General features: G+C 61.4%; 9 protein-coding genes. 5 read left to right on the forward strand and 4 right to left on the reverse strand.

Features of this window, described 5'->3' with window-relative positions; genetic code table 11:
- Nucleotides 1-24: 24 nt before the first annotated feature.
- The gene (gcvP, locus tag DVJ77_RS02490; protein WP_114843858.1) at nucleotides 25-2,895 is read left to right on the forward strand and encodes an aminomethyl-transferring glycine dehydrogenase; all 2,871 of its coding nucleotides are present in this window, start codon (nucleotides 25-27) and stop codon (nucleotides 2,893-2,895) included.
- 95 nt (nucleotides 2,896-2,990) lie between these two features.
- Here gcvP and DVJ77_RS02495 read toward each other — a convergent pair whose 3' ends face one another.
- The 3 genes from DVJ77_RS02495 to DVJ77_RS02505 all read right to left on the reverse strand — a co-directional run bounded on the left by DVJ77_RS02495 (nucleotide 2,991) and on the right by DVJ77_RS02505 (nucleotide 6,729).
- A complete protein-coding gene (locus tag DVJ77_RS02495; protein ID WP_114843859.1) occupies nucleotides 2,991-4,817 on the reverse strand; it encodes an FAD-binding oxidoreductase in 1,827 nt (608 codons plus the stop codon).
- Nucleotides 4,818-4,947: 130 nt separating this feature from the next.
- Nucleotides 4,948-5,850 carry a DMT family transporter gene (locus tag DVJ77_RS02500; protein ID WP_114843860.1) on the reverse strand — a complete coding sequence of 301 codons (903 nt, stop codon included), beginning with the start codon at nucleotides 5,848-5,850 and terminating at the stop codon, nucleotides 4,948-4,950.
- 75 nt (nucleotides 5,851-5,925) lie between these two features.
- The gene (locus DVJ77_RS02505) at nucleotides 5,926-6,729 is read right to left on the reverse strand and encodes an AraC family transcriptional regulator (RefSeq protein WP_114844208.1); all 804 of its coding nucleotides are present in this window, start codon (nucleotides 6,727-6,729) and stop codon (nucleotides 5,926-5,928) included.
- Nucleotides 6,730-6,860: 131 nt separating this feature from the next.
- On the opposite strand from DVJ77_RS02505, the gene DVJ77_RS02510 reads away from it, so the two are divergent.
- From DVJ77_RS02510 to DVJ77_RS02520, 3 genes are all read left to right on the forward strand, one after another.
- A complete protein-coding gene (locus tag DVJ77_RS02510; RefSeq protein ID WP_225427735.1) occupies nucleotides 6,861-8,537 on the forward strand; it encodes a multicopper oxidase family protein in 1,677 nt (558 codons plus the stop codon).
- Between the two features lie 399 nt (nucleotides 8,538-8,936).
- The gene (locus tag DVJ77_RS02515) at nucleotides 8,937-10,976 is read left to right on the forward strand and encodes an alkaline phosphatase family protein (RefSeq protein WP_225427736.1); all 2,040 of its coding nucleotides are present in this window, start codon (nucleotides 8,937-8,939) and stop codon (nucleotides 10,974-10,976) included.
- Between the two features lie 121 nt (nucleotides 10,977-11,097).
- Nucleotides 11,098-11,529: a DUF3617 domain-containing protein gene (locus DVJ77_RS02520; protein WP_162791335.1), complete on the forward strand. Its 432-nt coding sequence runs from the start codon at nucleotides 11,098-11,100 to the stop codon at nucleotides 11,527-11,529.
- A gap of 18 nt (nucleotides 11,530-11,547) precedes the next feature.
- Here DVJ77_RS02520 and DVJ77_RS02525 read toward each other — a convergent pair whose 3' ends face one another.
- Nucleotides 11,548-11,886 (reverse strand): hypothetical protein, encoded by a 339-nt coding sequence (locus tag DVJ77_RS02525; RefSeq protein ID WP_162791336.1) that lies wholly within the window; start codon nucleotides 11,884-11,886, stop codon nucleotides 11,548-11,550.
- A gap of 163 nt (nucleotides 11,887-12,049) precedes the next feature.
- Between DVJ77_RS02525 and DVJ77_RS02530 the strand changes: the two genes are divergently transcribed.
- Nucleotides 12,050-12,880, forward strand: coding sequence for an AraC family transcriptional regulator (locus DVJ77_RS02530; protein WP_114843864.1), 831 nt, complete (start codon nucleotides 12,050-12,052; stop codon nucleotides 12,878-12,880).
- Nucleotides 12,881-12,913: the final 33 nt, after the last annotated feature.

The raw sequence follows: 12,913 nt of genomic DNA on the forward strand, positions 1-12,913 counted from the left end.
ACGTTATTTTCGGACGCCCCAGTCATGAGCCACAACTCCACACCTTCCCTGCGTGAGCTGGAACATCACAACGCTTTTATCGAGCGTCATATCGGCCCCAACGATGCCGAGATCGCGCAGATGCTGCGCGTGGTCGGCCACGATTCGCTGGAAGCGATGACCGGCGCCATCGTGCCAAGCTCGATCAAATCCGCCGCACCGCTGGCCATGCCCGAGGCCATCACCGAAGTCGCCGCGCTGGCCAAGATCCGTGCCATCGCCGACAAAAACCAAGTCTTCAAGAATTTCATCGGCCAGGGCTATTACGGCACCCTCACGCCAAACGTCATCCTGCGCAACATCCTGGAAAACCCAGCCTGGTACACCGCCTATACGCCTTACCAGGCCGAGATTTCGCAAGGCCGCATGGAAGCGCTGATCAATTTCCAGACCATGGTCGCCGACCTCACTGGCATGGATATCTGCAACGCCTCGCTGCTCGACGAAGCCACCGCCGCCGGTGAAGCGATGACGCTGGCCAAGCGCTCGGCCAAATCCAAGTCCAACGTGTTTTTCGTCTCCAACGGCGTGCACCCGCAAACGCTGGAAGTGCTGCACACCCGCGCCGACGGCGTAGGCATCGAGCTGCATATCGGCGAAGACAGCGAAGCGGCCAAGGTCGACAGCTTTGGCGTGCTGCTGCAATACCCCAACACTTTCGGCCAGATCAACGATTACAAGGCATTGGCCGAGGCCGTGCATGCACGCGGCGGCCTGGTTGCCGTAGCAACCGATCTGCTCGCGCTCACCTTGATCGCCGCCCCCGGCGAATGGGGTGCGGATATGGTTATCGGCAACAGCCAGCGCTTTGGTGTGCCGTTTGGCTTCGGTGGCCCCCACGCGGCTTACCTCGCCTGCCGCGATGCCTATAAGCGCTCCATGCCGGGCCGCCTGATCGGCGTATCCGTGGACGAGGAAGGCAAACCCGCCTACCGCCTCACCCTGCAAACCCGCGAGCAACACATCCGCCGCGAAAAGGCCACCTCCAACATCTGTACCGCGCAGGTGCTGCTGGCGGTCATGGCCAGCATGTACGTGGTCTACCACGGCCCCGAAGGCCTTACCCGCATTGCGCACCGCGTGCATCGTCTTGCGGCGATTCTTGCCGGCGCGCTGCGCCAGGCTGGCGCTGCCGTAGGTAGCGACTTCTTCGATACCTTGCATGTCACCAACGTGGATGCTGCCGCCCTGCACGCCAAGGCGCGTGCGGCCCGCATCAACCTGCGCGAGATCGACGCTCGCACGCTTGGCATCAGCCTGGACGAAACCAGCACGCGCGATGAAGTGATCCAGATCGCCGCCTTGTTCGGCGCCAAGATCGCCGACATCGACGCGCTCGACGCCACTACCGCCAACGCCCTGCCCGCCGGCCTGCTTCGCCACAGCGAGTTCCTGCAGCATCCGGTGTTCAACACGCATCACAGCGAACACGAGCTGCTGCGCTATATGCGCTCGCTGGCCGACAAAGATCTAGCCATGGATCGCACCATGATCCCGCTCGGCTCCTGCACCATGAAGCTCAACGCCACCGCCGAGATGATCCCGGTGACCTGGCCGGAGTTCGCCAACATCCATCCGCTGGCCCCGGCCGATCAGGCCCAGGGTTACAAACAGCTAATCGACGAATTGGAAGCGATGCTGGTGGAATGCACCGGCTACGACGCCGTAAGCCTGCAGCCCAACTCCGGCGCGCAAGGCGAATACGCCGGCCTGCTGGCGATCCGCGCGTATCACCGCTCGCGCAATGAAGGCCATCGCGACATCTGCCTGATCCCCGAATCCGCCCACGGCACCAACCCGGCATCCGCGCAAATGTGCGGCATGACCGTGGTGGTGACCAAGTGCGACAGCAACGGCAACGTCGATGTGGAAGACATCCGCGTTCGCGCCGAGCAGTACAAAGATCGCCTTGCCGCGCTGATGATTACCTACCCGTCCACGCACGGCGTGTTCGAGGAAGACATCGTCGCCATCTGCGACATCGTCCACGCCAATGGCGGCCAGGTGTACACCGACGGCGCCAACATGAACGCGCTGGTCGGCGTAGCCAAGCCCGGCAAGTGGGGCTCGGACGTCTCGCACCTCAATTTGCATAAAACCTTCTGCATTCCGCACGGCGGCGGCGGCCCAGGTGTCGGCCCGTGCGCGGTGAAATCGCATCTCGCGCCGTTCCTGCCACGCCAGTTGGGCGGTGACGGCAAGGTCGGCATGGTCAGTGCCGCCAGCTTCGGCTCGGCGTCGATCCTGCCGATCTCGTGGATGTACATCACCCTGATGGGCACCAACGGCCTGCGCAAAGCCACCCAGGTCGCCTTGCTCAACGCCAACTACATCGCCAAGCGCCTCGCCCCGCATTACGAGACGTTGTACACCGGCCGTAACGGCCTGGTCGCGCACGAGTGCATCCTCGACCTGCGTCCGCTCAAAGACAGCACCGGCATCAGTGCCGAAGACGTGGCCAAGCGCCTGATCGACTTCGGCTTCCATGCGCCGACGCTGAGCTTCCCTGTCCCCGGTACGCTGATGGTGGAACCGACAGAGAGCGAATCGCAGCACGAACTGGATCGCTTTATCGACGCGATGATCCAGATCCGCGACGAAATCCGCGCCATCGAAGACGGCCGCCTCGACCGCGAAGACAACCCGCTCAAGCACGCACCGCACACCGCCACCATGGTCACCGCCAGCGAGTGGACCCACGCCTACCCACGCGAACTCGCCGCCTTCCCGCTGCCCAGCCTGAGGCTGCAGAAGTACTGGTCCCCGGTAGCGCGCGTGGACAACGTCTACGGCGACAAGAACATCATGTGCGCGTGCATTCCGATCGATGCTTATAAGGAAGAAGCCGAGGCGTAAGTCGGCTTCGTTTGTCTCACTAACATGGAAACCCGAAGGCCCTGCATTGCAGGGCCTTCTCATTTGTATAACCGCGCAGCACTCGCATCGATTCGCTACTGCTTGTGCAGCCGCGTAAACCCATCCGTACTCCACGCCTCACTGCCCACGCCATGGTGCACGAAGAACAGACCCGATGGATCATACTTCCGCTTCACTGCCGCCAGCCGCGGATAATTCGATCCCCAGAACGACGTCTGCCAGGCCGGCTCGAAATAATCGCTCTCCGAAACATACGAGCCCGCGCCGGGAGCTGCTTTCAACAGTGCATCCATCGCCCTGCCGATGCCGGCAGCTTCTTCACGCGCATGGGGCAGGTCAGGATCGGGCATGCCGGGAAAAGCCGGCGGCCCTTCGCCGGCGCAAATCGCCAGTGCGAATGCATCGAGTACCGCCGGATTAGTCGCAGTGTTGCGCGCGGCGGCTATTTCAGCGGCGGGCGCACCGGCCAGGCCTTTATTGAAATGCAGCGACATTTCCCAATGGCGCGTGCTGGCAAACAAGGCGTCGACGAGGCGTGACTGTGCATCTTTGTGCAGCAGCGAGGCCGGTAGCCAGGCCGAGCGGTAGCCGTGCAGAAACCAGCCTACTTGCCCCTGATCCCCAGCCCATAGCACGTGATGCGCTGGAGCATCGGGCCGATCGTCCGCGACGACCACGCCCGGCGCGTGCTGCTGGAGAAATTCGGCGTCCCAGAAATGCCGGGCTGGCAGGCTTAGTATTTTTACTTCGCTCGCAAAGCTGTACTCCTTGCGCGAACGCACCCAGTCTAGAAACGGTGCCCAGATTTTCTCCACCTGCGACTGGTCCAGCCCTTGGAACACCAGCGAAAGGCGCAAGACGTTGCCGGTCTTAAACACCATCTGTTCGCCCCAGTGACGATTGAACAAGTCACTCTGGTAGAAACTGATCGCCTTTGCGATCAACTCGCGGTAAGTGGCGTCCGAGGATGCCTTGATCGCACCGAACACCGCGCCGAACGTGTCGGGCAGTTCACGCGTGCGCAAGGTCAGCCGAGTAATCACGCCCAAACTGCCACCGCCGCCACCCTTGATCGCCCAGAACAGCTCCGGGTTGGTGCAGGCGTTGGCGATGCGTATGACACCGTCGGCGGTAACGATCTCCGCCTCCAGCAAACCGGCCGCCGCCGTACCGTAATTTTTCGAGAAGCTGCCGAAACCGCCGCTCTGCACTAAGCCGGCGACGCCCACCGTGGTGCAGCCGCCGCCTTGCACATAGCGTCCGCCCTGCGTCGTCACCGCATGGTAGGCATCGATCCACATCGCCCCTGCCCCCACCGTCACTGCGGGTTGCGGTGCCTGCGTGGCTGCACAACCGTGACCGACAAAAGCATCGTGCACGGTCACCGCGTTCATCTTGCGTGTCCACACCAGCAAGGAATCGGGTGCGTCGGAGGTACCTTGGTAGCTGTGGCCGCCGCCCTTTACTACCAGACGCAGATGATGCTCGCGCGCAAAATTGACCGCGGCAGCAACATCCGCCGCATCACTGGCCGCGACGGCATAGACGCTAGGTTGCGAGGTCCAGGCATCGACCCAGCCGCTGGTCTGAGTCAGCGCCGGCTGGTCACCGATGTAATAAGGATTCTGCAAATGCTTGAGCGCTTCGCTGCACGCCGCATCGACTGGCGTCGCACCGCAATGGGTAAACGGCGACTCCAGCTTAATCAGGCGGCCGCCTACACGTTGGCTCAACTCCTCCCAGCGGGCCGCCGATGGCCAGGCCGGATCGCCGGGCCGCACGCGAGAATGCCAAAGCATGGTCGGTATCTGCGCGGCCCAGGCCGGCGCCAGCATCCGTGGGAGCACAGCGGGCAAAAACGGAATCGCCAGCGCGGCCTTCAGCAAATCTCTTCGGTTCATGGAACCCTCTCCTCAGTCACCTATCGCCACTGTCCGCCGTGCGGACTCACGACACCAGCGCCCAGGGACGAGCCGCCGTCGATTTGTGACTAATGGAGGCGATTAAGGGACCAACAGGTAACGCTCTTGCTCACCCTACGGCCGGTTGCCGCCATTGCGCCGTGGCAACGATGCCGACAGCCACGATGACCAGCGCCAATCCCACCATCTGCGGTGGATTGATCGACTCGCCCAGCACCACGGCGGACAGGATCACCGCCGCGATGGGAGCTATCGCTGTGAACGCGGACGCCTCCATCGCACCAGCCCGCGCCGTGCCTGCATACCAGAGCCAGAAGCCGCCTACGGTCGGAATCAGCGCGTAATAAATCACCGCCTCATAGGCTGAGGCCGGAACCGTCGTCAGCGTCGGATGTTGCTCCAGCAGCGCAGGAACTATCGATACCGCAAGACCCAGCCCGGTCATCGTGGTCGCCAAGGCAAGCGGAGGCAGGGGTTGGCGCAAGCGCTTGTTGAGCAGAATAAACACGCTCTCGCAGACCACCGCCAGGAGGATAAGCAGGTTGCCTAGTAGCGATCGCTGCACGCCACCGCCGGCCTGCGGCGACGCCATCGTCACCACCAGCACTCCGATGGTCGCCAGCGCAATCGCCAGCAGCAACCTTGGGGTGGGCCGCTCGCGCAACAGTATGACAATCAGCAAGGCAGCCACGGCCGGAAGCGTGCCGAGGAGAATGCCCGCATCGGCACCGGTGGTTAGTTGTGTGCCTGTCACCAGCAAGACGGTATAACCCACACTGCCGGCGCCGGCCTGAGCGAGCAACAGCAGGCCGTCGCCAAGGCTGGGACGCGGCCAGGGCGTGCGGGTCAACATCATCAGCGGCACAAAGGCACACAGTGCGATCGCGAAGCGCAGCGCGGTTGCAGTGAATGGGGCAAGTTCCGCCCCGATCGCCTTGCTCGCGACCACCGTGCTTCCCACGGTAACCATGGCCGCGGCCATGCATAGGTATCCGAAAAGTCTGGGGTGCATCGTCAGAGCCTGTTATGGACAGGCGCACACAGTGCTCCGCCCGGCACGGCTGGTCTTGGACGAAATTGCAGGCGTTCAACCGGTAGCGTAACGCCCCGGCGACACACCCATCTGACGACTGAAATGCCGCGTCAAATGGCTTTGATCGACAAAGCCGACAGCGGCGGCCACCTCGGCCAGCGGCAGGCCACGCAGAATCATCCGTCTTGCCATGGCAATACGCTGCTGTAGTAAATAGGCGTGCGGAGGCAGGCCAAGCTCACGCGAGAAATGGCGCAGCAATTGAAACCGGCTCAAGCCCGCATCGCTGGCTAGCTGAGCTAGCGAGAGCGAGGCGGCGAGATCGGCGTGAATGCGCTCCTTTGCGCGACGGACTACGCCACTCTCCCGTATTGGCACACGGGCGGAAGCATGCGGCGCCTTTATCCCAGGCAGATAAGCCGCAAGCTGAAACAGCGCTGCCTCCGATGCCAGCGTGGAGCCTCCCGTGATGGCATCGGCAAATGCAGCGTCGAAAAGTGAACGCAAGCGATGATCCGTCGCCACCGCCGCGGCGAAACTGAAAGGCAGTGATTGACCCTCGCCTATATCAGCCAACACATCCAACAGCAGCGCGGGATCGAAATAAAGCATGCGCCATGTGCGCGGCGCGCCACCCACCGCCCAGCCGTCATGGACCTCACCCGGATTGACGAAGATAAGACTGCCCGGCCCCGCCTCCACCGGCCCCGCATCGCCCGCAGACGCATGGCCGCCGGCATCGACGACGCCGATGCCGTATTGATCGTGCGTGTGGCGCGGAAATGCGCGCGCGCTGCTCGCCAGCATGGCCATTTGGCCATCCAACTGTGTCTGGCGATAGCGCACCTGGTGATGCATGTAAGGCTTCCAAGCTCCGATGGCGGCCATCATCACAAATCTGCTGGCCGATTGAACGTATCCCAACGTGAAATCCCGACGGTAGTCTGCCACATGACTGTCATATGGGTTGCCTAGGGTGACCCGATGACATGCGTATATCGTTGCCACCGTTTATGACGCTCTCGCGTCGTCGCTTCCTGCGTGGCGCCGGCAGCCTTGTTGCGGCATATACCCTTGCCGATGCGCTGCGTCTGGCGCGCGCTGACACCATGTCGATGACCATGCCCGCCCGCATGACCGCACCGACGCTGGCGGCACCCAAAGAGCCGCTGCTCAATCCGACGTCGCTGACCCGCTTTGTCGATCGGTTGCCGATACCGCCGACCGCCCACGCCGCCGGCAAACGTGCGCATCCTGCTTATCCCGATCGAATGCTGCCTTACTACCGCATGGAGATGCGCGCCTTCAAAGCACGCCTGCACCGTGATCTGCCGGCCACACCCCTATGGGGCTATAGCGGCCTGTCGCCGGGACCGACGATCGACACCATGCGCGGCGAGCCGCTGTTGATCGATTGGGTCAATGCACTGCCGACACAGCACTTTTTGCCGATCGATCACAATCTCCATGGCGCCGAACGCTCGCAGCCGGAAGTGCGTGTAGTGACCCATGTGCATGGCGCACGAGTGCCGGCAGCCAGCGATGGTTACCCCGAAGACGGGTACGCACCCGGTCACTCGGCGCTGTATCACTATCCCAGCGCGCAGGATGCGGCCACGCTCTGGTATCACGACCACGCCATGGGCATAACCCGGCTCAATATCTACGCTGGGTTGTTCGGTACATTTATCGTTCGCGATGCCGAGGAGCAGGCGCTCGGCCTGCCATCGGGCGACTTCGACCTGCCGCTGATCTTGTGCGATCGGCTGATTGCGAAAGACGGCCAGCTTTACTACCCGGTATCGGACGATCCATCGGCACCGTGGGTCACCGAGTGCCACGGGAATGCCGTGCTATGCAACGGCAAGCTATATCCCTATCTCGACGTCGAGCCACGGCGTTATCGGCTACGCCTAATCAATGTGGCAAATACGAGCTTCTTCGACCTGTCGTTATCGCATGAGGTGCCGTTCAAGCAGATCGGTAGCGATCAAGGGCTGTTGCCAGTGCCGTTGACGCGATCACGTATCGAGCTCTATCCGGCCGAACGCGCTGACGTGGTGGTGGATTTCAGCGATATGGCAGGGCAGTCGGTGCAATTGCATCATCGATCCGAAGCCATCATGGAATTTCGCGTGCACGACCATGAGAGACGCGATACCTCCGCGCTACCGGCAACGCTGCGCAGCATAAAGCGTATCGATCCGGCCAGCGCCGTGCGCGATCGCGTACTGACGCTTGGCGAGCTCGATGATGCCAACGGCAATGCGATGGCGATGCTGCTCGGCGGCAAACGCTGGTCGGACCCGGTTACTGAAGACCCGCGGCAAAACAGCATCGAGACATGGAGTTTCGTCAACCTCACCGGCGATGCGCATCCGATCCATTTGCACCTGGTGCGTTTTCAGGTGATCGATCGACGCCCCTTCGATCTGTTCGCCTGGAACGCCGACCGCACCCTCAAATTCACCGGCCCCGCTCAGCTACCACCGCCCCATGAAGCAGGCTGGAAAGACACCGTGCGCGCCGACCCTGGCATGGTCACGCGTATCGCGATGCACTTCGAGGGCGAGCCCGGCCGCTACGTGTGGCACTGCCATTTTCTCGAACACGAAGACAACGACATGATGCGGCCCTATCAATTGCTGCCGGAGCAGACCGGGTAACGCGACCGCACCAGTCGGCCCCCTCACCCCCTCCCAACCTCCCCCTGCAAGCAGGGGGAGGGGCAAAAGCCAAAGCCCATCACGTCAACCTCAGCCAGCCCCCTCCCCTGCGTGCAGGGGAGGGTTGGGGAGGGGTACGGGCTTGCGGCAAAACTCACCCCCTCCCAGCCTCCCCCTGCGAGCAGGGGAGGAGCAACAGCAACTGCGCTCTGTGCACAGGTTCTTACGCTGTCGCGACACTGTCATCACACCTACCCGCACTGTCGCGTCCTTGCCAACGCACCGTCATCTACGCGGGCCAGACTGCCGATGGTTTGCAAGCCCACACCGCTTGTAAACCAAGAATCAGGGGGAACACTCGATTGCAGTCTTCACAGGATTCCTGCAGGAGATCCAGTCATGCCCATGTTTTCAGTTGGTACTCGGTTTAAACCTTTCGCCATTGGCGTACTCGCAGCCAGCCTTGCTGGTGTGGTGAGCGCGCAAAGCACGTCACCCGATAAAGACGCCAGCTTCCGCCAGAACGTACCGGCGGCCACCCAAAACCATCGCATCGCTTTACCCGGTGGCGTTGTCACATTGCATCGCCCCGATGACGGCGACGATCGCAGCAATCGCACACGTACTCCGATCAAACACGTGATTCTGCTGATCGGTGAGAACCGCACCTTCGACCATGTTTTTGCCACCTACACACCACCATCGGGGCAACACGTGCATAACCTGTTGTCGCAGGGCATCGTCAACGCCGATGGCACACCGGGCCCGAATGTTGCCGCCGCACGTCAGTGGCAGGCATCCAACACCGGTGCATATGCAAGCGCGCCCACACATACTTCGCCGTACACGCTACTGCCAAAGATGAATACCGGCGGTGCGCCGACTCAGCCTTATTTCGCCTCGGCCGCACAGGCTGCGGCTATCGAACCAGGCTTGCCCGCGGCTGCCTATAGCGAACTGGCCGAGGGTGGCACCGGCCTGCCTAACCACGTTATCGATACGCGTTTCCCGGCGAATTTGCCGAATGCGCCAGTCGATATGCATGCCTCGATCAGCTACAACGACTACGCCAACAGTCCGGTGCACCGCTTCTTTCAGATGTGGCAACAACTGGATTGCAGCATCGAGGCGGCGACGCCGAAAAATCCCAGCGGTTGCCGCAACGATCTTTTCCCGTGGGTCGAAACCAGCATCGGCGCCGGCAACAACGGTGCAAAGCAACCAGCCAACTTCACCGAGCAAAGCACCGGCGAAGGCTCTACCGCGATGCAGTTTCTCAATATGGCCAAAGGCGATGCACCCTACTTCGCCGAGCTGGCCCGTACCTACGCATTGAGCGACAACTTTCACCAATCGGTGATGGGCGGCACCGGCGCCAATCACATCATGCTCGGCTTCGGTAATTTGATTTATTACGCCGATGCGCAGGGCAACCCGATTACGCCACCGAGCAATCAGATCGAAAATCCAGACATCCAGCCAGGCACCAATAATTGGTATGTGCAGGATGGTTACGGCGGCGGCTCCTACGTCAACTGCGCCGATGACAAGCAGCCGGGCGTAGCCTCGGTAAAGGGCTATCTGCGCTCGCTGCCGTACCGCACCTTCCGCGGCACCGATTGCAAACCCAGCGCCTATTATCTGGTCAATAACTACAACCCTGGCTATCTCGGCGATGGCACGCCGGCCCCGCTGGGTGCGGACCAGTTCACCATCCCGCCCTCCAGGCAAGACAACCTTGCGCTGCTGCTGCATCGCCATCACGTGAGCTGGAAGTACTACGGCGAAGGCTGGGGCAACGGCAAGGAAGATGGCGAGGCCGGCACCTTCTGCAATATCTGCAATCCGTTTCTTTATTCGACGCAGGTGATGACCAACCCAGAGCTGCGCAAGAACAACCAGGACATCAACGACCTCTACAACGACATCCAGAACGATACGCTGCCGGCGGTATCCATCGCCAAGCCCGATGGCATTCTGGACGGCCATCCGGCATCGTCCAAGCTCGGATTGTTCGAAGGCTATGTGCAGAAGATCGTCGAAATGGCTAAAGCCAACCCGAAGGTATGGAACGACACCGTCATTATGGTGACCTTCGACGAGGGCGGCGGTTACTGGGACTCGGGCTATGTGCAACCGATCGACTTCTTCGGCGACGGCTCACGCATCCCGTTGCTGGTGGTCTCGCGTTACTCCGAAGGCGGCCGTGTCGTGCACACTTACTACGACCATGTCTCCTTCGACAAATTCGTCGAGGCCAACTGGGGCCTGCACGAAACGATCTCGGCACGCAGCCGCGACAACCTGCCCAACCCGATCGCGCGTCGCGAAAATCCCTACGTGCCAGTCAATGCGCCGGCCATCGGCAATTTGATGAACATGTTCGATTTCGGCGACTTCCACGCTTCGAATGAAGCGAACGACGAAACGCAAGACTGAGCATCAACAAGACCGCGCCCTGCCCGCTTCCTGCGGGCAGGGTTTTCGTGTCAACGCTACGCACCTACAACGGCTCGCGGATAACGCTCCAATCATGCATCGCCTTACCCAGGATCACCGTGTGAATATCAGCAGCGCTGCGCTTGCCCTGCTTATCGCCTTCGGCCTGAGCTGCTCGCCGGGTCATGCCGACCCCGGCGATTTCAAGGCCATGCCCGGCTTATGGAAAACCGTCACCCACATCGTCAAGCAAGGTCAACCCGGGCAGCCAACGATACGTTGGCACTGTGAGGCCGAAGACATGGATCCCTGGATTGCCTTCGCAGATATCTCCGTTCCGAATATGTCATGTCAACGCAGCGACCAGCATCGCAGCAGCACCGCTCTCGCATGGATAGTGACTTGCCCCGGAGCCACGCCGATCAACGGCAAGGGCCGCGTCGATTTCGACTCCCCCGAGCATTACACCGCCAGCGTCACACTGCAGGATCGTGGTGAAGTGCTGCACATCGAAGGCAGCCGGCACGCGGCCTGCACCAGTCCAAGCGATTGATGGCAGACACCGCCATCGCTAAGGCGCATTGGCGGCCATGGTGTCTTTCGCATCCTGGCACTGCTTGAGCGTAGCGGCGATCAAATACGACTTGTCGCCGCTGGCATCGCATTGAAATTTTATCGTGCCGGTTTGGCTGTCGCCTTGCTCCCTACGGATGCAAGACTTGAAGCTCGCCACGAGCGCAGGAGTCATCTTGATGCACTTCACCGTATCGGGATCGGCATGCCAGTTGAAACCATAACCGGTCACCTCGGCCCGATCCTTGATCTCCATATCCGCAGCCTGGGCGGCAACACCCCATAAGCACAGGCTTATACCCCACAGCACTCGATTGAATTTGCGCGAGATAACCATGACCCACCCCTTCGCACCATTGGCGCGCCATCATATCGCTTGTGAATCGCCAACCATCGACGAGATCCAGATGTGATCCTTCGGCAACAGCAAGAACGATCAAGCGCCACGGTGCCGGCGCGATTAAGCTGATTCGGCCTAATCCAATCGCTCACTTTCACTTATGGCTGCTGCCGAAAAAGCGCTCTGGTACATCGAGAGTCACTTCCGCGAAGATTTGTCGCTCGCCGATATCGCGCGCATTGCCTGCGTGTCGCCCTACCACCTCGCTCGCCTGTTCCAGGCCACGACCGGGTGGTCAGTCGTGCGGTACATGCGTGCCAGGCGTCTTACCGAAGCCGCTTACCTGCTGGCCGCGGGCGCCTCGGACATTCTCGATGTGGCACTGACATCGGGCTACGGCTCGCACGAAGCCTTTACCCGAGCGTTTCGCGACCAGTTCGGCATCACGCCCGACGAACTCCGGCAGCGGGGCCATGTGTCAGGCCTCGTACTGGTAGATCCCCTGCGGGCCGCCGACATGCCTACCATCGCTCTAGAAACGCCACGGATCGAACTCGGCCCTACGCAGCTCGTTGCCGGCCTGGGTTGCCGCTACAGCGACGCCACCACGCAAGGCATTCCCGCGCAATGGCAACGGCTCATGCTGTCACTACAGGGCTTCTCGATCGCGGGAAAAACCGCCTTCGGGGTGTTCTGCAACAGCGACGACGAAGGCAGTTACGAATACATCGCCGGTTACGACGTATCGAGCTTCTCTGGCTTGAATCCCGCCTGGAGCACGATCCGGCTGCCTGCGCGCCACTACGTCGTGGCGACACATCGCGGCCATATCTCGGCGATCCGCCGCACCTGGCAGACATTCACCGGTAGCTGGCTACCCGAATCCGGGCTGGACGTTGCCGACGCACCTGACTTTGAGCGCTATGCCGCGGACTTCAATGCCGACACCGGCACTGGCACGGTCGAGATCTGGGTACCGCTGAAATCTTGATGAGAACCTTGATGAAAAGGATGGGGGAGTGAA

This window comes from Dyella tabacisoli (assembly GCF_003350925.1).
GTDB lineage: Bacteria > Pseudomonadota > Gammaproteobacteria > Xanthomonadales > Rhodanobacteraceae > Dyella_C > Dyella_C tabacisoli.

Coding starts and splice junctions, on each gene's coding strand:
- DVJ77_RS02510 (WP_225427735.1), top strand. CDS start 6,861: ATGCGTATATCGTTGCCACCGTTTATGACGCTCTCGCGTCGTCGCTTC.
- DVJ77_RS02505 (WP_114844208.1), bottom strand. CDS start 6,729: ATGCATCACCAGGTGCGCTATCGCCAGACACAGTTGGATGGCCAAATG.
- DVJ77_RS02525 (WP_162791336.1), bottom strand. CDS start 11,886: ATGGTTATCTCGCGCAAATTCAATCGAGTGCTGTGGGGTATAAGCCTG.
- DVJ77_RS02515 (WP_225427736.1), top strand. CDS start 8,937: ATGCCCATGTTTTCAGTTGGTACTCGGTTTAAACCTTTCGCCATTGGC.
- gcvP (WP_114843858.1), top strand. CDS start 25: ATGAGCCACAACTCCACACCTTCCCTGCGTGAGCTGGAACATCACAAC.
- DVJ77_RS02500 (WP_114843860.1), bottom strand. CDS start 5,850: ATGCACCCCAGACTTTTCGGATACCTATGCATGGCCGCGGCCATGGTT.
- DVJ77_RS02495 (WP_114843859.1), bottom strand. CDS start 4,817: ATGAACCGAAGAGATTTGCTGAAGGCCGCGCTGGCGATTCCGTTTTTG.
- DVJ77_RS02530 (WP_114843864.1), top strand. CDS start 12,050: ATGGCTGCTGCCGAAAAAGCGCTCTGGTACATCGAGAGTCACTTCCGC.